Here is an 18,297-nt window from a genome sequence, read left to right on the forward strand (position 1 = left end):
TCCTTCACTGCAACGGCATGTGCCCGGGGCAATGCAGCGTGAGGCAGCGTGCCGGCCGTCCAGTGACGGTCCCCGGCAGCGATGGCTTACAACGGCTTCAACTGCGCATCGCGCAAGCCGACGAGGAGGGCGCGGCCGTCTTCGGCCACCCGGAATTCACCGTAGCGGGCAGCCTGCCAGCGCGCAGCGTCGCCCTCTTCGAAGAACCAGGCATCGCTGACCAGCACCCAGCGCCCGTTCTTCGGCGTGAGCTCGATGCGCTTCTCGCCGGCCGCCAGCGGGCCGCCGCTGTGCAGGCGCAGCGGCGTCGCGACGCCACGAGCATCCAGCCGCACCACCAGCTGCGGCCGGTGATAGCGCACCTCGGCGTCGAGCTGGGCGACGATCTCGCTCGACAGGTCGAAGTTGAGCCGCATGTAGTCGCCCTGCATCAGCGATCGGGGGTCCACCGGAGCCAGCGCCACCAGCACCGGCTGACCGTGCGCGATGACGCTTTCCTTCTGCCAGATGCCGATGTTGGCGACCGCCAGCACGGCGACGCCGCTGGCCAGCAGGCCCAGCCGCTCCCGGCGCCAGGTGGAGCGCACCGGGGCGGCCGCCTGCGTCGCCTGCGGCCGCAGCCGGTGCCGGGCCCAGGCCGCCAGCAGGGCCAGGGCCGCGCCGGCCGCGAGCAGCACGCCTGCCTTGTAGGCCAGCGGCCAGCTCAGCTGGTAGTAGAAGGTGCCGACGATCCACGCACCCGCGACCGCCGCCGCCGTGGCAAGCGCCCAGCGCTGCGTGGCGGCCGCATAGGCCATGGCCAGCACCACCGCGCCCAGCGCCGGCAGGAACCACGACAGCACAACGAGCACCAGCGCCAAGCCGCCCCCTGCCGGCTGGCGCAAGCTCGCCCAGCGCCGCGAGACCAGCACGGCGCCCGCAGCCGCCAGCACGGCGGAGATGACGGGCACGACCGCGTCATGCCCGCGCAGCGATGCCACGCCTGGGTGGGACCCGGCGCCGGCGCCCACGCTGGCCCCGACCAGGAAGCTCATGCCGGACCAGAAGGCCAGCCCCGCCAGCGCCGCCAGCAGCCAGCCGGCGGTCAGGCTTTCGAGCGCCGCGGCATGGCGCGGCCGCGGCCACCCGGCCCCATGCGCGCGCCACTGCAGGCCATGGGCCAGCGCACACAGCACCAGGCAGCCATGCCAGGCCAGCCAGTCGCGAAGGGCACCGCTCGACCACAGGTCCCAGGACGATCGCAAGCCGGTCTGCCATGCCAGCGCCACCAGCACACCGCAGGCCGCGCCCAGCAGCGTGCGCAACCAGGGGCGGGGAATCACGATGGCCAGGCCGCACGCGATGGCGGCCAGCACCGCAAAGCCAGCCGCGTCGGGCCAGTCGCGGTCGAAGGCCATGCCCAGGGCGCCGCCTCCCACCAGCAACGCTGGCACCGCCAGCTGCTCCACGAACAACGGCACCGCACGCGCGCGCAGCACCACCACCGCCCCGCCCAGCAACAGCCCCCCCACCAGGTAGAGACCGACACCACGCTGGATGACGTCGCCCAGCAGCATGCCCAGCATGACCAGCAGCGGCAACGCCGCCAGCCAGGCGCCGAGGGCCGTCAGCAACACCACGGGCCAGGGCCGGCCCTCTTGCACCGGACGGTCGGCCGCGGCCGGCAACAGGCCGGCCGCCACCGCGGACTGCAGGACCCGGTCAAGCCGATCGGTGCTCATGGTCGGCCTCCTCGCTGTGCATGCTGCCGCGCCAGCTTGAGCACGACCTGCACCGTGGCGGCCAGCAGGCCGGCCGCGGTGAGGCCGAGGATCAGCAACTCCCCGATGGCGTCGCCGCGGTGGTGCCTGAACAGCAGTCGCACGAGGCCGGCAAACAGCAGGGTGTTCAGCCCCAGCGCAGTGGCGCTCAGGCCGAAGATGTCGAAGCTGCGGGCTTGCGCCAGCGCGACCCCGGCGGCCAGCAACAGCAGCAAGGCAAGCAGGTAGTGCGGCGCGACGGTGTCGCGGAAGACGCCGATGATGCCGGTGGTGGTGATCATCGCCACGGCGAGCGTGACGGCCGTGCGCAGCGCCCATGGCCCGGCACCGCTGTAGCGCTGCAGTGGCGGGCTGAGCCCGGCCACCACCGCCAGGGCCCAGCCCCAGCCGACGGCATGCAGACCGAGGTCCTGCGGCTCGGTGCTCCATCGGTGGCCGATGTGGGCGTGCACCCACAGCGATGCCGCCGTCACGCTCACCAGCGCCCACGGCGCCCAGAGGACGTCGCTGCGCAACGCCAGGCACAGCGGCAGCGCCAGTGCGGCCCACAGGCCAAACAGCTGCCAGGGGTCGGCACCGGTCTGGTAAGTCTGGCCGAAGTAGGCGAACAAGGCGCCAATGCCCAGCAGCGACAGCAGCGCCAGCGGCGCGCGAGCCGCCGGCTTCCACAGCGCGCCAAGCAGCGGCAGCACGACAAACGCCTGCAGCAGCAAGAAGCGCCCGGCGCGGCCGAAGTCCTGCCAGTTGGCCGCGACCCAGAACACCAATCCGAGCCCGCCAAGCACCGCAGCCAGCACCGCGGTGGCAAGCGGCATCCAGCGGGACACACCGGCCGGCTCCTCATGCAGGCCCGCCAGCTGCTGCAGGCGTTGGCTGGATCGGGCATCGAGGTGATGCCGCTCAGCCAGCTCGTACAGTGCCAGTCGCAAGTTCATGCCGCCCTCTTTCGCTTGTTGTTGCGGGGCATGGTAGCAGTGCGTTGCGGCAGGCACATGGGCCGGCCGGCAACGCGGCATCCGCCCGGGCAAGCGCACCGAACCGGCCGCGTCGGCCCCCGCACGGGGCCCGGCACGCGCAGCGGAGCCGGCCCGCAAGCGCGGCGGCGGCCCACGCGCCGGCCGGGTCAGCCGGCGCTGGTCTCGGGCAGCTTCGCGATCACCTTGATCTCGAACTCGAAGCCATAGAGCCACGTCACACCCACACCTGTGAGCGTTGGATGCGGCGCATCGCCCCAGTACTCGCCGACGACCTTCCAGATGGGCTCGAGCTTGGAAGCAGGATCGACGATGAAGAGGGTCACGTCGACCACGTCCCGGAAGGTGCAGCCGGCAGCCGACAGGATGGCGTTCAGGTTCTCGAACGCGAGCCGGACCTGTGCCTCCAGCTCGGGCTCGGGCGACCCGTCCGGCCGGCTGCCCACCTGCCCCGAGACGAACAGAAAGCCATTGGAGCGGATGGCTGGCGAGTAGCGGTTCTTTTCGTACAAGGCCTGGCGGCCAGCCGGGAACACGGCATCTCGTGCAGACATGAATCACCTCTTTCAGATGGATGAGAATCGGCTTGCGCCCGGGTCCGGGCGATGCGGCGCGTCTTGCCTGCGCTGGAAGAACGGGCCCTGCGGTTTGCACCGGCAGCCGTTGCGCATGGCTGCTGCGGTGAAGGCACTCTAAGGGCGCATCTCCTGCCGATAGACCAGCAAGACGCACAATCACTGTTTGCACAATCCAAACAATCTTCGAGGCGCCAGGAGCCGGGATGGACCGTTTCGATGCGCTGCGGGCCTTCGTTCGCGTGGTGGAAGCAGGCAGCTTCACCAAGGCCGCGCAGACGCTGCACATGAACAAGACCAGCGTGACGCAACTGGTGCAGCAGCTGGAGGCACGGCTGCGGGTCAAGCTGCTCAATCGCACCACGCGCCGGGTCGGGCTGACTGCCGACGGCGCGGCGTACTACGAGCGCGTGGTGCGCGTGCTGGCCGACCTGGAAGATGCCGACACCAGCCTGTCCGGCGCTGCCGCCTCGCCGAGGGGCCGCTTGCGGGTGGACGTGCCGAGTCCGCTCGCCCGCCTGATCCTGATGCCCGCACTGCCGGCGTTCCACGCGCGCTACCCCGAGATCCAGCTGGACATGGGCGTCAGCGACCGGATGGTGGACCTGATCGGCGACAACGTCGACTGCGTGCTGCGCGGGGGCGAGCTGACCGACTCCTCGCTGCTCGCCCGCCGTGTCGGCGAGCTGCAGCTGGGCGTCTATGCGGCGCCCGGCTATCTGGAACAGGCCGGCACGCCCGCGCATCCGCGCGATCTGGAAGACACGCACCAGCGCATCGTCGGCTTCCTGAGTGCCCGCAGCGGCAGGGTGGTCCGCATCACCATGCGACGCCAAACCGAGCAGGTCGAGGTGCAGGGCCGCTACGTGGTCGCGGTCGATGACGGCAATGCCTACCTGGCGGCCGGCCTCGCCGGCATGGGTGTTCTCTGGCTGCCGCACTACATGGCGAAGGCCCATGTGGCCCGCGGCGAGCTGGTGCCCGTGTTCGCCGACTGGCATGTGGAGCCGATGCCGCTGTACATCGCGTTCCCGCCGAACCGGCATGTCAGCGCCAAGCTGCGGGTGTTCGTCGACTGGGTGGCCGCACTGATGCTGCAGCATGCGCCGGTGAGTGCGCGCGCCGACCGGCACGCGCCCCGGACCGGCGACACAAGCGACCCGCCGCAAGGCCGGCCTTCATCTGCACTGCGATGACGCACGGCCGCATCGCCCTCCCTTGAAAATGCCGGGCGTCCCGCTGTGCCATGGTGCCGGCACCCGGCACCCGGCACCGGCGGCGAGTGGCCGTGGACGCTTCTGCCAAGGTGCAACGAGGGGCGGCCTGCGCCGCTCCTTGCACCTGGCGCGCGGCCGCGCTCGCTGCTGCGGCTTTTCGGCCCTGGCCTTGAGACGGCTGAGGCAGCCATCATCACGCGGCTGCCCGCCGCCTCGCACGGCGCGGGTCGGGGGACATGCATCTCCACGTGCAGCGCGACGGCCGCCGTCAGGTCACTGTGGCCGCTGCGCCCGCTGGCGCCGCCACAGGATGGCGGCGAAGCCGGCAGCGAGCAGCGCGACCGTCTGCGGTTCGGGGACGGCCACCACGTCGCCCGGGTGCACGGCCCAGGCGATCAAGGGCGTATCGAGCGAGTAGTCGATCTGCCGCCCGTTCCATGTCTCGAACATCCACGCCGACTGCGTGCTCCCCGGATACGGCCTTTTGGGGTACAGCGTTCCGGTCCAGTAAGCCACGGAGGCCACCAGGTTGGTGAAAGGCCCGCTGTTCTGCAGCGCGCACCCCTCCGGGCTGCAACCCGGGTCGCCTCCCGGTGGGTCGTAGGCGGAATTGCCGAGCGTCACATAGAACATGTGCCCCAGTTCGGACGCCTTTCCCCAGCCCACGCCGGTTTCCGCCTGGCCGAAGAAGTCGGAGTGCGGCACGCCCTCCGGGACGTGGATCTGCGGCAGCCGCCACCCCTTGACGCCATGCACATCGAGGCTGGACACCCAGTCCATCGCGGTCTGCCAGTCCATCCAGCCGCCCTCGGTATAGCCGGTGGTGCCGGCGAGGTTCGCGTCGGCCAGCCAAGTGATGTCGAGCTCGGTGTCGTAATACGCATCGAAGGCGCTGCCGCCGCCGAGGTCGCGCCCTTCAAGGGCGGCAGCGGCGTGGCCGCTCGACGCGAGTGTGAGCACGAGGGCGCAAGCTCTGGCAACAGTCAACATGGTTGTTTCCCGGGCAAGGGTGAGGAGCCGTCCATCCTTGCGCCCTGCTGCAGTCGCGAACTGTGCACGGCATCAAGGCAGTGAAGGAGCGGCTTCGACGCTACACCGGCGCCATCGTGCCCGACCCACTCGAACGGGGGGCGCGCTTGCTGCCGGGTGGCGGCGGGCGCCCGCGCTCCTGCATCAGCAGCACCGGCGGAATCGATCGCGGGCGAAGACCGTGCTGGCAGCTTGCACCGATTGGGACAGCAACCAGGGGCGCAACTAGCGTCAGGGCGGCGACACCGGCTCCCTGCTGCGGGACGGCCTGAATGTGTTGAACCGGTACGGAGGCGTCAGCGGCCAGGCCAGGGCCGGCTTTGCCTGCCAACGCCAGTGCGGATGACGTGGCGCCGGCATCTCCCCTGCGCACGCCGTGCCATGGCCCGGGCGGGCCGCACGAGCGGGTCGCTATGCCGGTGCTAGTCCCAGAGCGCGCCGTAGGTGAGCCGCGCAAAGGCGCGCAGCACCTGCACGTCGGCGCTCTGGACCACCACGCTGCGCCCGGTGCGCAGCTTCAGCACCAGGCGCGGCACCAGCAGCCAGCTCAGGTAGGGCAGGTAGATGAACTTGACCTGCACCACGTCTGCCAGCGCCACCTCCTTCGACCACAAGCCGGTCTGGCGGATGTGGCTGGCATCGATGCGGGTGCGGCTCTGCAGCAGGCTGGCATAGGCCACCAGGACACCGGCGGCCACCAGCAGCAGGAACAGGTGGACGCCCGCCGGCCAGTCCTGCCGCTGCAGTTCGCCAAAGGCCAGCCCGCCCTGCCACAGCACGGCCAGTACCAGCGCGCCGGCCAGCAGCTTGATCGCCAGCGGGAAGGCCGGGCCCTCGCAGGCACTGCCCGAGGGACCCAGGTGGGGTGCGGACGCGGACGACGCCACGCCGGCTGCCAGTGCTTCGGACATGCCTGTCGCCCTCAGGGTGCCGAGGCCGGTTCCTCCGGCATGCTGGGCGGCGTTTCGCCCGCGTCCGGCGGCGGTACCTCGAAGCCTTGCATCACATCGCTGGCCGCGCCGTCTTCCGGCGTGGCATAGGGATCATCCACCGGCGCCTCGATGGTCACCTTGTCCAGGTCGACCGCTTCCGGCTTGTCGAGGAAGACGGTGACGGTCTGCGGCACGAAGATGACGATCACCACCAGCAGCAGCTGCAGCACCACCCAGGGAATGGAGCCGAGGTAGATGTCCTTGGACTCGACCCGGTGCGGGATGCTGCCGTTCTTGAACAGCGTGTCGGAGATCCCGCGCAGGTAGAACAGCGCGAAGCCGAAGGGCGGGTGCATGAAGCTGGTCTGCATGTTCACGCAGAGCATCACGCCGAACCACACCAGGTCGATGCCCATCTTGTCGGCCACCGGGCCGAGCATCGGCAGGATGATGAAGGCAATCTCGAAGAAGTCGAGGAAGAACGCCAGGAAGAAGATGAAGACGTTCACCACGATCAGGAAGCCGACCTGCCCGCCCGGCAGGTTGGACAGCATGTGCTCGATCCACTTCGCGCCGTCGACCCCCTGGAAGACCAGCGAGAACACCCGCGAGCCGATCAGGATGAACACCACCATCGCGGTGATGCGCATCGTGCCGGCCATGGCGTCGCGCACCAGCGACCAGTTCAGGCGCTTGTGCAGGGCCGCGAGGATGAAGGCACCGACGGCGCCCATGGCACCGGCCTCGGTCGGCGTCGCCACCGCGGTGGTGATGCCCGGTAGCCCGCCCATGCTGCCCAGCACCGCGAAGATCAGGATGGCCGAGGGAATGATGCCGCGCAGGCACTTCTTCCACAGCGCCCAGCCCTGCAGGGTGCGGGCCGACACCGGCACGCCGGGCACGTAGTGGGGCCGGAAGCGGCTCAACAGGAAGGTGTAGAGCGCGAACAGCAGCACCTGCAGGATGGACGGGCCCCAGGCGCCCTTGTACATGTCGCCCACCGAGCGGCCCAGCTGGTCGGCCAGCACCACCAGCACCAGCGACGGCGGCACCAGCTGCGTGATGGTGCCCGACGCCGCCAGCACGCCCGTGGCATAGCGCATGTTGTAGCCGTAGCGCATCATCACCGGCAGCGAGATCATGGCCATGGCAATGACCTGCCCGGCCACCGTGCCGGTGATGGCGCCGAGGATGAAGCCGACGATGATCACCGAGTAGCCCAGGCCGCCACGCACCGGGCCGAAGAGCTGGCCCATGGAGTCGAGCATGTCCTCGGCCAGCCCGCACTTCTCGAGGATGGCCCCCATCAGCGTGAAGAAGGGAATCGCCAGCAGCAGGTCATTCGACAGGATGCCGAACACATTGAGCGGCAGGTTCGCCATGAAGGCTTCCGGGAACCAGCCCATGTTGATGGCGATGAAGCCGCACAGCAGGCCCAGCGCCGCCAGCGAGAAGGCCACCGGGAAGCCGATGAGCATGACCAGGATGAGCCCCCCGAACATCAGGGGGGCGAAGTTCTCCATGCTCATTGCAGCGGCCTTTCGTAGTGGGTGTCCATGTCATAGCGGTGGAACAGCCACGCGACACGCTTGATGATTTCGCTCACCCCCTGCAGCAGGACAAGGGAGAAGCCCAGCGGCAGCATCAGCACCGCAGGCCAGCGCACCAGGCCCCCGGCATTGCCCGAGACCTCGCCGCTGACATAGAACTGGATGAACATCGGCACCGCGTAGGCCAGCATCACCAGCATCACCGGCACCAGGAAGAAGACCAGGCCGAAGAGGTCGACCAACACCTTGGCCTTGCCCGAGAGGCGGCCGTAGAACACGTCCACCCGCACATGCTCGTTGAGCCGGAGCACCTGCGCCGCGCCGAGCATCACGCACGCCGCGAAGAGGTACCACTGGATCTCCAGCCAGGCGTTCGAGCTGATGCTGAACGAATAGCGGATGGCCGCATTGCCTGCGCTGATGAAGCAGGAGGCCACGACCGCCACCTGCGCGAAGCCGGCGAACAGGTCGGTGATGGCATCCACGAATCGTGTGAACCGAAGCAAGATTGGCACGACGATGTCTCCTCGATGGGTGCCCGGCAGCGTCAAGAGCGCTACCTGATGTCGGGCGCCACTGTAGGGTTAAAAAGCTGAACCCTGCCTGAAAAATCGCCCGGCCTGGGGAAAGTACTGCCTCCTTGGGAGGCGTGCTCCGGCGGCCTGGCAAGCCGGGGCGGACGGGGTCGGAAGGTGTGCATGAACGGCGCTGCCGACACCGCGGCACGCCGGACGAAGTTGTCGCTCCACCGCGGAGCGCAGCCGGCCTCCTGGCGCTGCGAGGAGCGCGGCCGCGCCCCTGCCCGCAGCACAGCCCGCGTTGTCGGCGGCCGCGCCGCCATGGTGGGTCAGCGCGATCTCCAACCCTGTCCGCGGCCCCGGCACGCTGAGGCGCGCGAGCGCCGGCCGGTACGACCCATCGCCTGCCGCCCGCTTGGCCGGTGCAGCTCGGCGCATCCACCGGCTTGCTTCAGATCTTCAGGAGCCTGCTCCGTTGTTCATGTCTTCGGCGGCGACCGGCCGTCGGTGTTGCTCCGGCAACCCCATGCCGCCTTCTCTTCCCGCGGGCGGCACGGCACCGCGGTCCGCTGCGGCGCCGCCCAAGGACATGCTTCGTGAGCCGTCGTGCCGTCCTTCCTGTCTATGCTGATCATTGACCTCACGGACCGCCCTTGACTTGGAAAGTGTCTGCCCGAATTCCGCCCCCGAACACACCTGACAACCCTTACAGATTGGCTCTCCTACTGCCGAAAACCCTGGGTTGACCCCGACAGGTAAACCCTAGGATCGGCGAGCTCGCTGACAACATTCACAGCTAGCCCGCGTTCGGGACGCTCGATGTCAGGGGAGTCACGAGCTTGCCTGGCACTGATCCCGAGTTCATTCATCTTGTTCGGGGAATCGTGATGCGTTTTCATCCCGTGGCCGTTGCATGTGCCGGCCTCTTGGCGCTTTGCTCCGCCGCCCATGCCGGCGAGAAAGTCTGGATCAGCCTGGGCGATGCCGCCCTGGCCCAACTGCAGAAACACACCACCGCCGCCGTCGCTGCCAGCGTGCAGGCCCGGCCGGCACCGCTCGAGGGCGCTGCTGTCGCGGCGGCCGCTGCTGCGGAGGGGGTCCACCTGGTGCAGGTGGACGAGGACGACCTGGCCAAGCTCTCGGCCTCGGTGCACCATGAGCTGCGCCGCTGCGGCGGCTTCATGTACCACGCCAGCCAGGCCGAAGGCCTGGCCACCCTGCAGCGCCAGTCGGGCGCCGCGCGGCGGGTGACGGCGGCCGCCGCCACCAGGCCGAGCTATGTGATCGACCAGCAGAGCCTGGTCACGCCGATGCTGCCCCAGGTACAGGCCAGCAACATCGGACAGACCATCATCGACCTGTCCAGCTTCGTGAACCGGCACTACCAGACGAGCGCCGGCGTCAACGCCTCCAACTGGCTGAAGCAGCGCTGGACCACGCTGGCCAACGGGCGCAGCGACATCACCGTGGAGCAGTTCAGCCACCCCAACTGGAAGCAGAAGTCGGTGATCGCCACCATACGCGGCACCGACAACCCGGATGAAGTGGTGGTGCTGGGCGGCCACCTGGACTCCATCAACCAGGCAGGCACCGGGGAATCCACCCGCGCACCGGGCGCCGATGACGACGCCTCCGGCGTGGCCAGCCTGACCGAGGTGTTCCGCACGCTGGTGGCCAATGGCTACAAGCCACGCCGCACGCTGAAGTTCATGGCCTATGCCGCGGAGGAAGTGGGCCTGCGCGGCTCGCAGGAGATCGCCAGGAGCCATGCCAACGCCGGCGTCAACGTGGTGGGGGTGATGCAGCTGGACATGACCAACTACAAGGGGTCGGTCAACGACATCTACATCTACACCGACTACACCGACAGCCAGCAGAACACCTTCGTCACCAACCTGATCCGCACCTACCTGCCGAATGTGACGATAGGCAGCGACCGCTGCGGCTACGGCTGCTCCGACCATGCATCGTGGAACGCCCAGGGTTATGCCGCCTCCATGCCCTTCGAGGCGGCCATGAGCGAGAGCGATCCCTACATCCACACCGCGAACGACACCTATGAGAACACCGGCAGCAATGCCGAGCATTCGGTGAAGTTCGCCCGCATGGCGCTGGCCTACATGGTGGAGCTGGGCAGCGACGGCCCGGGCCTGCCCGACAAGGTGGAAACCTTCAGCGGCAGCCTGACCCGCAGCCAGACGAAGAGCTTCGGTCCGTTCAAGGCAGCTGCGGGCAGCACCTTCAAGGCCAGCACCACCGGCACCGGCGACATCGACCTCTATGCCAAGCGCAGCAGCGTGCCGACGACCAGCAGCTATGACTGCAAGTCGGACGGCAGCACCGCCTCGGAGACCTGCAGCATCAACATCACCGCGAACGGCGACGTGTATGTGCTGCTCAAGGGGTACACCGCGGGCAGCTACAACCTCAGCGTGAGCTACCGGCCGCAGTAGGGAGAACCGGAACGGCCGGGCCGCTGCGGCCCGGCCCGCCTGCACGAGGCGGGTCCCGACCCGCCTCGCCGGACGCGCTTTCGCGCGCCCACCGAGCGGGGCCGGTGCCCCTCCGGGTCAATGCACCGGTAGAGCAGGGCGCCGACGACGCAAGTGCCGATCCGGCCATCGGCTGTGGACCCGCATCCCCGGACACCGGGCGCCTGGCCACGCTGCCAGGCAGCCCGGTCGATCACGCCTCCTGCACACCCTTCCCTGGCCGGCCAGGCCGTCACCATCGAGCCACTGATGCGGGCAGCGCCGGGGCGGTCGCTTGACCAGGCAGTGAAGACTCTTTACAGTGCCATCCCTCGCCGCAGCCCGCTGGCTGGCGCCAGGGGGTTCACGGTTCTGGCAAGTGCCCGCCGTGAGCCGCTCGCCTGCAGGTGCTTGAAGCCGCGCAGCATCCCGGACTGCTGCGGTGGCGCGCAGGTGTCCGGCATCGCGCCTGATTGCGTGTTGATTGCGTGGTGGTCGCGTGCGATGCGACTCCCCCGGAGGCAGCCCTCGACGGCCCCACCGATCGCCGGGCCTCGACAAGGCCTGCGCGGCAGCGCGCCGGGGCTGCCTTGCGGGCGTCCCGCAGCATGGGTGGGCAGCGCCTTCGCGCTGCCCTGAGCCCAAGCTGCCTGAACGGCGCAGACCATGCACCGCGACAGGAGATGCCCCGCCTCGGCGGACCGATTCACCTTCGGGCAGCCCGGCAGGGCCCCGCCCTGTGCGCCTTGGGAGCCGCTGCGCCGGCTTGACCTAGAGAGAGACGACCATGTTCTGGATCCTGCAGAAGAACCTGTTCAACGAACCCGCATTCCAGTCGCTGCAGGACCAGCTCGTCGTGCAGCAGGTGCCTCATGCCGTGGTCCACCTGCGCCCCTTCACCCACGAGATCGAGCCGGACGTCGAGGTGTCGGGGCCGGTGTTCGTGTGCGGCAGCACCGGCTTGCGCCATGTGGCCCGGCGCAAGGGCTGGTCGCCCGGCTACTTTGACCAGAACCTTGACTACCGCCTGCTGCTGCAGCACTACGGCCCGCGCATGCTGAACGCGGACGCAAGAGTCGCGCCCCTCAAGGATGCGTGCCTGGGCGCAGACGCGGCTTTCGTCAGGCCGGTCGACGACGACAAGCAGTTCCCCGGCCAGGTCATGACAAAAGCCGAATTCAGCCACTGGCAGGCGAGTGTCATGAAGCCCGACCGCCCGCACACGCACTCCACCCTGACGGGCGACGATCCGATCGTCATCGCCCGGCCGAAGCCGCTGCATGCCGAATACCGCTTCCAGGTGGTCGATGCGCGGGTGATCTCCGGCTCGCTGTACCGGCGGGGCGCGAGCGTCTGCCAGGACGCGCGGGTCGATGACCGGGTGCGGCGCTTCGCACAGGCCTGCGCCGACATCTGGTGCCCGAACCGGGCCTTCTGCCTAGACGTCGCCGACACGCCGGACGGATTGAAGGTGCTGGAGATCAATGCCATCAACGCCAGCCGCTTCTATGCCTGCGACCTGGGGACGTTCGTGAACGCCATCAACGCACTCGGCTGAGTCGCCGCCGCCGGGGCCACGCACCCTGACCGCCGAACCATAATGCGCCCACCATGGCGAGGACGACCGACAACCGGGTGACCCCCCGCAGGGGGCGACGTGGCGTGCCCGCGCCCCATCGCCACCGCGGTCGCGCGGTCCATGGCCACCTGGCCTTGGGCGGCCGCCTCGGCTGCTCGCAGCGAGAGGGCAGCGTCCTCCCTCGGCATCGCCGGCCGGCATGGATGCACTGATCGCTGCCGCCGCCCGCGCGCTGGCCACCGGCGACGCGCTGGGCGCACTCAAGCGCGTCGCCCTGCGCGACGACCCGCCCGCACTCGCCTTGCGGGGCATTGCCATGGCACAGCTCGGCGAGCACGTGCGCGCCCGCGAACTGCTGCGACTCGCTGCCCGCCGCTTCGGCAGCCACGAGGAGCTGGCCCGCGCCCGCTGCGTGGTGGCCGAGGCCGAGGTGGCACTGGCCATGCGCGACCTTGCCGGCTCGCCCCGCTCGCTGGGCGCCGCGGCGGCCATGCTGGAAGCACGGGCCGACCGCGCCAATGCAGCGCAGGCCCGGCTGATCGCGGCACGCCGGCTCTTGCTGCTGGGCCGCCTGGACGAGGCCGCCGCGGCGCTCGCCGGGCTGGACACGCAGGGCCTCCCCGCTGCGCTCGAGGCCCTGGCCGCCCTGGCCGCGGCAGAGCTCGCACTGCGCTCCCTGCACACCGGCGCGGCAGGCGCGGCACTCACACGCGCCGGGGAGGCAGCGCAACGCGCCCGTGTACCGGCGCTGCTGGCCGAAGTGGCGCAAGCGCGCAGCCTGCTGGACCGTCCCGCCGCGCGGCAGCTTCGCAGCGGTGCGGAGCAGCCGCTGCGCCTCGACGAGGTGGCGACGCTGCTGGCCTCCGGGGCGCTGGTGGTCGATGCCTGCCGCCGCGGCCTGAGGGCGGGTGCACAGTGGCGGTCCCTGGCGCGCCGGCCGGTGCTGTTCGCGCTCGCCCAAGCGCTGGCGCAGGCCTGGCCCGCGGACGTGGCACGCCCCGTCCTGATCGCATCCGCCTTCGGCTTTCGCCAGCCGGACGAAACACACCGTGCCCGCCTGCGCGTCGAGATCGGGCGGTTGCGCGCCGTGCTGGCAGGGCTGGCCGATATCGAAGCGAGTGAGCGGGGCTTTGCCCTGCAGCCCCGTGACGGGCGCGAGGTCGTCGTCCTCGCGCCACCCATCGATGGCCAGCAGGGAGCGCTGCTGGCACTGCTCTGCGACGGTGCTCCGTGGTCGACATCGGCCCTGGCCCTGGCGCTGGGCGCCAGCCAGCGCACGGTGCAACGAGCGCTGGCCGAGCTGGAAGATGCGGGGCGGGTGCGCTCGATCGGGCAGGGCCGCGCGCAGCGCTGGCTGTCGCCGCCGCTGGCCGGATTCACGACGATCTTGTTACTCCCCGCTGCGCTGCCGCCTGCGTAGAGTGATCCTGTCGCGCCACCCGACGGCGCGCAAGGACACCGGCAATGACATCCAGGACAGACCCCCACCGCCCCCCCGCCCCCGCTCATGCCGCGGAGATCGTGCGCGAGTACGGCCCCTTCCCCGACGCCGAGTGCATCCATGGCGTCACCCACGACGGACACCGCGTCTGGGCCGCCACCGGCGCCCGGCTGCTGGCCTTCGATCCCGGCAGCGGCGAGCCCACCGCAGCGCTCGACTGCGCCTGCGACGCCGGCACGGCCTTCGACGGGACGCACCTCTACCAGATCGCCGAGGCGCGCATCGACAAGATCGAGCCCGCCTCCGGCAAGGTGGTGGCATCGATTCCGGCGCCCGGCCACGGCAGCCACTCGGGCCTCACCTGGGCCGAAGGCAGCCTGTGGGTCGGACAGTACCGTGATCGCCGGATCCACCAGGTCGACCCGGCCACCGGCGCGGTCCTGCGCACCATCGAGTGCGACCGCTTTGTCACCGGTGTGACCTGGGTCGACGGCGAGCTGTGGCATGGCACCTGGGAAGGCGGCGAGAGCGAGGTCCGCCGCATCGACCCCGGCAGCGGTGCCGTGATCGAGCGGCTCACGATGCCAAGCGGCACCGGCGTCAGCGGGCTGGAGTCCGACGGTGACGGGCTCTTCTACTGCGGCGGCGGAGCGAGCGGCAAGGTGCGTGCAGTGCGGCGCCCGAAGCCAGGGGCTGCCTGACCGTGCAGCGCCCGGCCACCCGCTGAAGCGCCCAAGGACCGGCTGCAGCCGATCCTTCAGCGGCACGGCCGCTGCGCCAACCCAGGCGGGGCCCACGGTGCCCGCCCCTTCATGGACGCCGCCCGATCACCCCCGGCGTCCCCGCGCAACCGGGCGAGACAGCGCCCGGTTGCCGGCTTTCCTGCCTCTGCCAACGGCACGAGCGGCACCCGGGGCCGAAGCTGCCGCATCGACCCCAGTAACGCAACGGCTCGTCGAGCCCAGGAGTGAACCATGAACACCACCATTGCCCGCCCGAGCACTTCCGGCCATCCCGTCGTCCCACGCGACCAGTGGGTCACCGCCCGCAAGGCCCTGCTGGCCCGCGAGAAGGAGTTGACGCAGCTGCGCGACCAGATCGCCAGTGAGCGGCGCGCACTGCCGTGGGTGCGTGTGGAGAAGCCCTACGTCTTTGCCACGCCCGAGGGCCCGCGCCGGCTGGCCGAGCTGTTCGAAGGCCACCACCAACTGCTGGTGCAGCACTTCATGTTCGCGCCCGGCTGGGACCAGGGCTGCAAGAGCTGCTCCTTCATGGCTGACCACCTGGACGGCGCCCGGCCCCACCTGGCCCAACGCGACTTGGCGCTGCTGGTCGTGTCGCGCGCCCCGCTCGGCGAGATCATGCGGTTCCGCCAGCGCATGGGCTGGCAGTTCAGATGGGTGTCGTCCCACGGCAGCGACTTCAACCACGACTTCGGCGTCAGCTTCACGCCGCAGGAGATGGCCAGCGGCGGGGTTAACTACAACTACGTCGTCCAGCCCTTCCCGCAGCCCGAAGCGCCGGGGATCAGCGTGTTCTACAGGGACGAGGCGGGCGATGTCTTCCATACCTACTCCACCTATGGCCGAGGCGTGGAGGTGATGATGGGCACCTACCCACTGCTCGACCTGGTGCCCAAGGGCCGCGACGAAGATCCGCACGATGACCCGATGGCGTGGGTGCGCCACCACGACCGCTACCCCTCTCCGCCCCTCGCCGGCCAGGCCACGCCAGCGGCCGCGGCGTGCTGCAAGGCCTCGGCCTGACCTGCGGTCCCCTCGGGCAGGCAAGCCACTGATGGACAGCATCTGGCCCTGGCTCGCCATCGCAGGCGCCGGTGCGCTGCATGGGCTGAACCCGGTCAATGGCTGGATGTTCGCCGCCGCCTGCGGCCTGCGCTCTGGCGACCGCAGGCATGCAGGGCGAGCCTTGATGGCGATCGCCGCCGGGCACGCTGCCTCGGTCGTCTGGGTGGCGGCCGCGGCGGCGCTCGGCTGGTCGATGGACCGCGGCTGGCTGCAGGCTGCGGCGCTTGGCTTGCTCGCAGTGGCACTGGCCGCCCGGTGCCCGGGCCGCATCTTCAAGCCGGCCTGGGTGCCGGCGGCCGGGCAGGCTGGGCTGGCCGCCTGGTCTTTCATGATGTCGGTCGCCCATGGCGCCGGCTGGCTGCTGCTGCCCGCCCTCGCCTCCTTGTGCACCGGCCAGGCGGCTGCCGCCGCAGACATCCGCACTGATCCGTTGCTGCTCACCGTCATGGCCGCCGGCATTCACACCGCGGTGATGCTGGGGGTGGCCGGCATCCTCACCTGGGTAGCGTGCCGCAGCGCCAACGCGGGAGTCGCCTGCCTGCGCGCCCTTCGACGGCAGCCCGCGCCGTGATGTGCCGCGGTCGCCGGCGATCGCCCCGCACGCCCGGCCCTGCCCGGTGTCCGGTGCCGGCGGCACGCTACTTGGCATGGGGCGACTCCGGTCGGCCCTGCCAGCTCGGCCCCCCGCGCACGGCAACCCATGCCACGGTTCAGCACTGCCTTTCGCCTCGCTGCTTCCGGTATTCACTGCAGGCCAGGCAATTTCTCTGTGGTGAAAGAAGGGCCGCCCCATTAAATGGGATCGATTACCTCAAACACAAAGATCACGGCACCATTATCACGATGCCGCGCAAAAACCACCGCAAGAACTGACAGGTGACAAGCAATTCTTCCCGCCGTTTTTCGAGAACCAAAACGGACCGAAGCGCCATTCGGCAATAACCCCTAGCATTCACCCCGCCAGATTCAAGTAACAGAACGTGTAAAAACAACTGCCAATCATCCCCCCGAAAGGGGGTGTCCACGCTGAAACCGATTGAAATATAGTGGTTCCATTCGGAGAGTTGATCGAATCGCTTGACAGGCTGGCGCAGTTGCTTATAGGCCACCGGCCATTTTCATCCACTGCGCGGCGGGTCTGATGGTGCGGCATTGCGTCGCGACATTTGGCGACGGTCTTGATAATCAATAAAACAATCCCGCCTGCCCCATGTTTTCCAGATTTTCCCCATGCCGCGGCTCCGGCCGTTTTTGCGGTGCCGTGACGGCGGCACGCGATGGTGTCCACCCATTCGCCATTCGGCTGACGGCTGTTCCGCCGGGCGCTCCAGGCCGCAGGCCCGGGTCGTTGAGTCCCGCCCCGGCGCGCTCACCGGCCCTGCCCTGAGGGAATCAACCTTCCCTGCACGCGGACGCTGACGCGCCGCCCCCTCACGCCACGGCCGACCGGCCCCGGACGCCGGGATGGCTATTTCCGCCAGGCGGGCAGCGCCAGCCACCAGGCTGGCTGCGCATCGGCAGGCCATGACATCGAACAACAAGGAAAACCGGATGCAGATCGAAATTCTGGAGCGCAGCATCGACCCCGCGGCATTCAGGAACGACTTTGTCGCCAAAAGAAGGCCGCTGCTGGTCCGAGGATATGGCAAGGACTGGGGAGCCACCCAGAAGTGGAAACCCGAGTATTTCAAGCAGCGGTTCGGCGACACGAGCATCCAGACGAAAACATTTCCCGGTAACGGAAAAATCGTGCTGGAACGAGCCGACCTGTCCTCCTATATGGACAGCCTGACGGAATATGAGGAATCACTCGCAACTTCGGCGCCCCGTGCACGCCCGGCTTATTGGCATGACGTGCCGATCTTCCAGATGTTCGAGGAACTGATGCAGGACGTGGCGCAGTTCGAGCCAGCACTGCTGCCCCGTTTTTATCGGGCGAACTGGAGCCAGTATGTCCAGTTCTTCATGGGCCCCTCCGGCAGCGTGACCAAGCTGCACTTCGACACGTTGCGGACCCACAACCTCTTTTTCCAGGTGAGCGGCCGCAAGACCTGGACGCTGCTGCCGCCTTCCGACTTCGAGCGCTGTGGCCGCCGGCAATGGCGCTGGTTCGACCTCGATCCGGAAGCGCCCGACCTGGCCCGCTTTCCTGAATACCGGCAGGCCCGGCCGGTGACCGTCACCATCGATTCCGGCGACCTTCTCTACATTCCGCCGGGCACGCTGCACCACGTGCGCAGCCTCGATCCCTGCATTTCTTTCAATATCGACTTCCACACGCCGAGCAGCGTCATGGACAGCTTCCGCTTCATCAATCGCGGCATGCCGAGGGAAGCGCTTTACTACAACCTCATCTCGTTCCTCGGCCTGGTTCTCAAGCTGCCCGAGAAGCTGCTGTTTCGCTTCTACAAGCCCTACCTCAACTATGTCTCCTGACCCGATC

The 18,297-nt window shown here is 69.1% G+C and carries 16 protein-coding genes; 8 read left to right on the plus strand and 8 right to left on the minus strand.

Features of this window, described 5'->3' with window-relative positions; all coding sequences use genetic code 11:
• Positions 1-86: 86 nt before the first annotated feature.
• From N7L95_RS12185 to N7L95_RS12195, 3 genes are all read right to left on the minus strand, one after another.
• Positions 87-1,721, minus strand: coding sequence for a GDYXXLXY domain-containing protein (locus N7L95_RS12185; RefSeq protein WP_301255527.1), 1,635 nt, complete (start codon positions 1,719-1,721; stop codon positions 87-89).
• Positions 1,718-2,695 carry a DUF2157 domain-containing protein gene (locus tag N7L95_RS12190; protein WP_301255528.1) on the minus strand — a complete coding sequence of 326 codons (978 nt, stop codon included), beginning with the start codon at positions 2,693-2,695 and terminating at the stop codon, positions 1,718-1,720. The genes N7L95_RS12185 and N7L95_RS12190 overlap by 4 nt, the downstream gene beginning before the upstream one ends.
• 188 nt (positions 2,696-2,883) lie before the next feature.
• Positions 2,884-3,288 carry a RidA family protein gene (locus N7L95_RS12195; RefSeq protein WP_301255529.1) on the minus strand — a complete coding sequence of 135 codons (405 nt, stop codon included), beginning with the start codon at positions 3,286-3,288 and terminating at the stop codon, positions 2,884-2,886.
• 227 nt (positions 3,289-3,515) lie between these two features.
• On the opposite strand from N7L95_RS12195, the gene N7L95_RS12200 reads away from it, so the two are divergent.
• Positions 3,516-4,505 (plus strand): LysR family transcriptional regulator, encoded by a 990-nt coding sequence (locus N7L95_RS12200; protein ID WP_301255530.1) that lies wholly within the window; start codon positions 3,516-3,518, stop codon positions 4,503-4,505.
• A gap of 294 nt (positions 4,506-4,799) precedes the next feature.
• Here N7L95_RS12200 and N7L95_RS12205 read toward each other — a convergent pair whose 3' ends face one another.
• The 4 genes from N7L95_RS12205 to N7L95_RS12220 form a co-directional block, all read right to left on the minus strand.
• Positions 4,800-5,516 carry a PEP-CTERM sorting domain-containing protein gene (locus tag N7L95_RS12205; protein ID WP_301255531.1) on the minus strand — a complete coding sequence of 239 codons (717 nt, stop codon included), beginning with the start codon at positions 5,514-5,516 and terminating at the stop codon, positions 4,800-4,802.
• Between the two features lie 461 nt (positions 5,517-5,977).
• Entirely contained in the window at positions 5,978-6,466 is a 489-nt protein-coding gene (locus N7L95_RS12210) for a hypothetical protein (RefSeq protein WP_301255532.1), read from the minus strand.
• A gap of 11 nt (positions 6,467-6,477) precedes the next feature.
• The gene (locus N7L95_RS12215; RefSeq protein WP_301255533.1) at positions 6,478-8,016 is read right to left on the minus strand and encodes a TRAP transporter large permease; all 1,539 of its coding nucleotides are present in this window, start codon (positions 8,014-8,016) and stop codon (positions 6,478-6,480) included.
• On the minus strand, positions 8,013-8,552 hold the full coding sequence (locus N7L95_RS12220; protein ID WP_435870015.1) for a TRAP transporter small permease subunit: 540 nt from the start codon (positions 8,550-8,552) through the stop codon (positions 8,013-8,015). The genes N7L95_RS12215 and N7L95_RS12220 overlap by 4 nt, the downstream gene beginning before the upstream one ends.
• A gap of 929 nt (positions 8,553-9,481) precedes the next feature.
• Between N7L95_RS12220 and N7L95_RS12225 the strand changes: the two genes are divergently transcribed.
• The 6 genes from N7L95_RS12225 to N7L95_RS12250 all read left to right on the plus strand — a co-directional run bounded on the left by N7L95_RS12225 (position 9,482) and on the right by N7L95_RS12250 (position 16,425).
• A complete protein-coding gene (locus N7L95_RS12225) occupies positions 9,482-11,008 on the plus strand; it encodes a M20/M25/M40 family metallo-hydrolase (RefSeq protein WP_301255534.1) in 1,527 nt (508 codons plus the stop codon).
• An 805-nt stretch (positions 11,009-11,813) separates the two neighbouring features.
• On the plus strand, positions 11,814-12,584 hold the full coding sequence (locus tag N7L95_RS12230; RefSeq protein ID WP_301255535.1) for an ATP-grasp domain-containing protein: 771 nt from the start codon (positions 11,814-11,816) through the stop codon (positions 12,582-12,584).
• 220 nt (positions 12,585-12,804) lie between these two features.
• Positions 12,805-14,025, plus strand: coding sequence for a helix-turn-helix domain-containing protein (locus N7L95_RS12235; RefSeq protein WP_301255536.1), 1,221 nt, complete (start codon positions 12,805-12,807; stop codon positions 14,023-14,025).
• 44 nt (positions 14,026-14,069) lie between these two features.
• Complete coding sequence (locus tag N7L95_RS12240) at positions 14,070-14,747, plus strand: Vgb family protein (RefSeq protein WP_301255537.1); 678 nt, start codon at positions 14,070-14,072, stop codon at positions 14,745-14,747.
• 273 nt (positions 14,748-15,020) lie between these two features.
• Positions 15,021-15,812, plus strand: a complete 792-nt coding sequence (locus tag N7L95_RS12245; RefSeq protein WP_301255538.1) for a DUF899 domain-containing protein — start codon at positions 15,021-15,023, stop codon at positions 15,810-15,812.
• 31 nt (positions 15,813-15,843) lie between these two features.
• Positions 15,844-16,425 carry a hypothetical protein gene (locus N7L95_RS12250; RefSeq protein WP_301255539.1) on the plus strand — a complete coding sequence of 194 codons (582 nt, stop codon included), beginning with the start codon at positions 15,844-15,846 and terminating at the stop codon, positions 16,423-16,425.
• Between the two features lie 253 nt (positions 16,426-16,678).
• Here the strand turns inward: N7L95_RS12250 and N7L95_RS12255 are convergent, their stop codons facing one another.
• Positions 16,679-16,963: a hypothetical protein gene (locus N7L95_RS12255; protein ID WP_301255540.1), complete on the minus strand. Its 285-nt coding sequence runs from the start codon at positions 16,961-16,963 to the stop codon at positions 16,679-16,681.
• A 355-nt stretch (positions 16,964-17,318) separates the two neighbouring features.
• Here N7L95_RS12255 and N7L95_RS12260 point away from each other — a divergent pair, with 355 nt between their 5' ends.
• Complete coding sequence (locus N7L95_RS12260; protein WP_301255541.1) at positions 17,319-18,290, plus strand: cupin-like domain-containing protein; 972 nt, start codon at positions 17,319-17,321, stop codon at positions 18,288-18,290.
• Positions 18,291-18,297 lie beyond the last annotated feature (7 nt).

The sequence above is a fragment of the Eleftheria terrae genome (assembly GCF_030419005.1).
Taxonomy (GTDB): domain Bacteria; phylum Pseudomonadota; class Gammaproteobacteria; order Burkholderiales; family Burkholderiaceae_C; genus Caldimonas; species Caldimonas terrae.

Excerpts from the sequence above, each read along its gene's own strand:
- N7L95_RS12205 (WP_301255531.1), bottom strand. The coding sequence starts at position 5,516 with ATGTTGACTGTTGCCAGAGCTTGCGCCCTCGTGCTCACACTCGCGTCG.
- N7L95_RS12230 (WP_301255535.1), top strand. The coding sequence starts at position 11,814 with ATGTTCTGGATCCTGCAGAAGAACCTGTTCAACGAACCCGCATTCCAG.
- N7L95_RS12245 (WP_301255538.1), top strand. The coding sequence starts at position 15,021 with ATGAACACCACCATTGCCCGCCCGAGCACTTCCGGCCATCCCGTCGTC.
- N7L95_RS12195 (WP_301255529.1), bottom strand. The coding sequence starts at position 3,288 with ATGTCTGCACGAGATGCCGTGTTCCCGGCTGGCCGCCAGGCCTTGTAC.
- N7L95_RS12240 (WP_301255537.1), top strand. The coding sequence starts at position 14,070 with ATGACATCCAGGACAGACCCCCACCGCCCCCCCGCCCCCGCTCATGCC.
- N7L95_RS12200 (WP_301255530.1), top strand. The coding sequence starts at position 3,516 with ATGGACCGTTTCGATGCGCTGCGGGCCTTCGTTCGCGTGGTGGAAGCA.
- N7L95_RS12210 (WP_301255532.1), bottom strand. The coding sequence starts at position 6,466 with ATGTCCGAAGCACTGGCAGCCGGCGTGGCGTCGTCCGCGTCCGCACCC.
- N7L95_RS12190 (WP_301255528.1), bottom strand. The coding sequence starts at position 2,695 with ATGAACTTGCGACTGGCACTGTACGAGCTGGCTGAGCGGCATCACCTC.
- N7L95_RS12185 (WP_301255527.1), bottom strand. The coding sequence starts at position 1,721 with ATGAGCACCGATCGGCTTGACCGGGTCCTGCAGTCCGCGGTGGCGGCC.
- N7L95_RS12215 (WP_301255533.1), bottom strand. The coding sequence starts at position 8,016 with ATGAGCATGGAGAACTTCGCCCCCCTGATGTTCGGGGGGCTCATCCTG.
- N7L95_RS12250 (WP_301255539.1), top strand. The coding sequence starts at position 15,844 with ATGGACAGCATCTGGCCCTGGCTCGCCATCGCAGGCGCCGGTGCGCTG.
- N7L95_RS12235 (WP_301255536.1), top strand. The coding sequence starts at position 12,805 with ATGGATGCACTGATCGCTGCCGCCGCCCGCGCGCTGGCCACCGGCGAC.
- N7L95_RS12260 (WP_301255541.1), top strand. The coding sequence starts at position 17,319 with ATGGCTATTTCCGCCAGGCGGGCAGCGCCAGCCACCAGGCTGGCTGCG.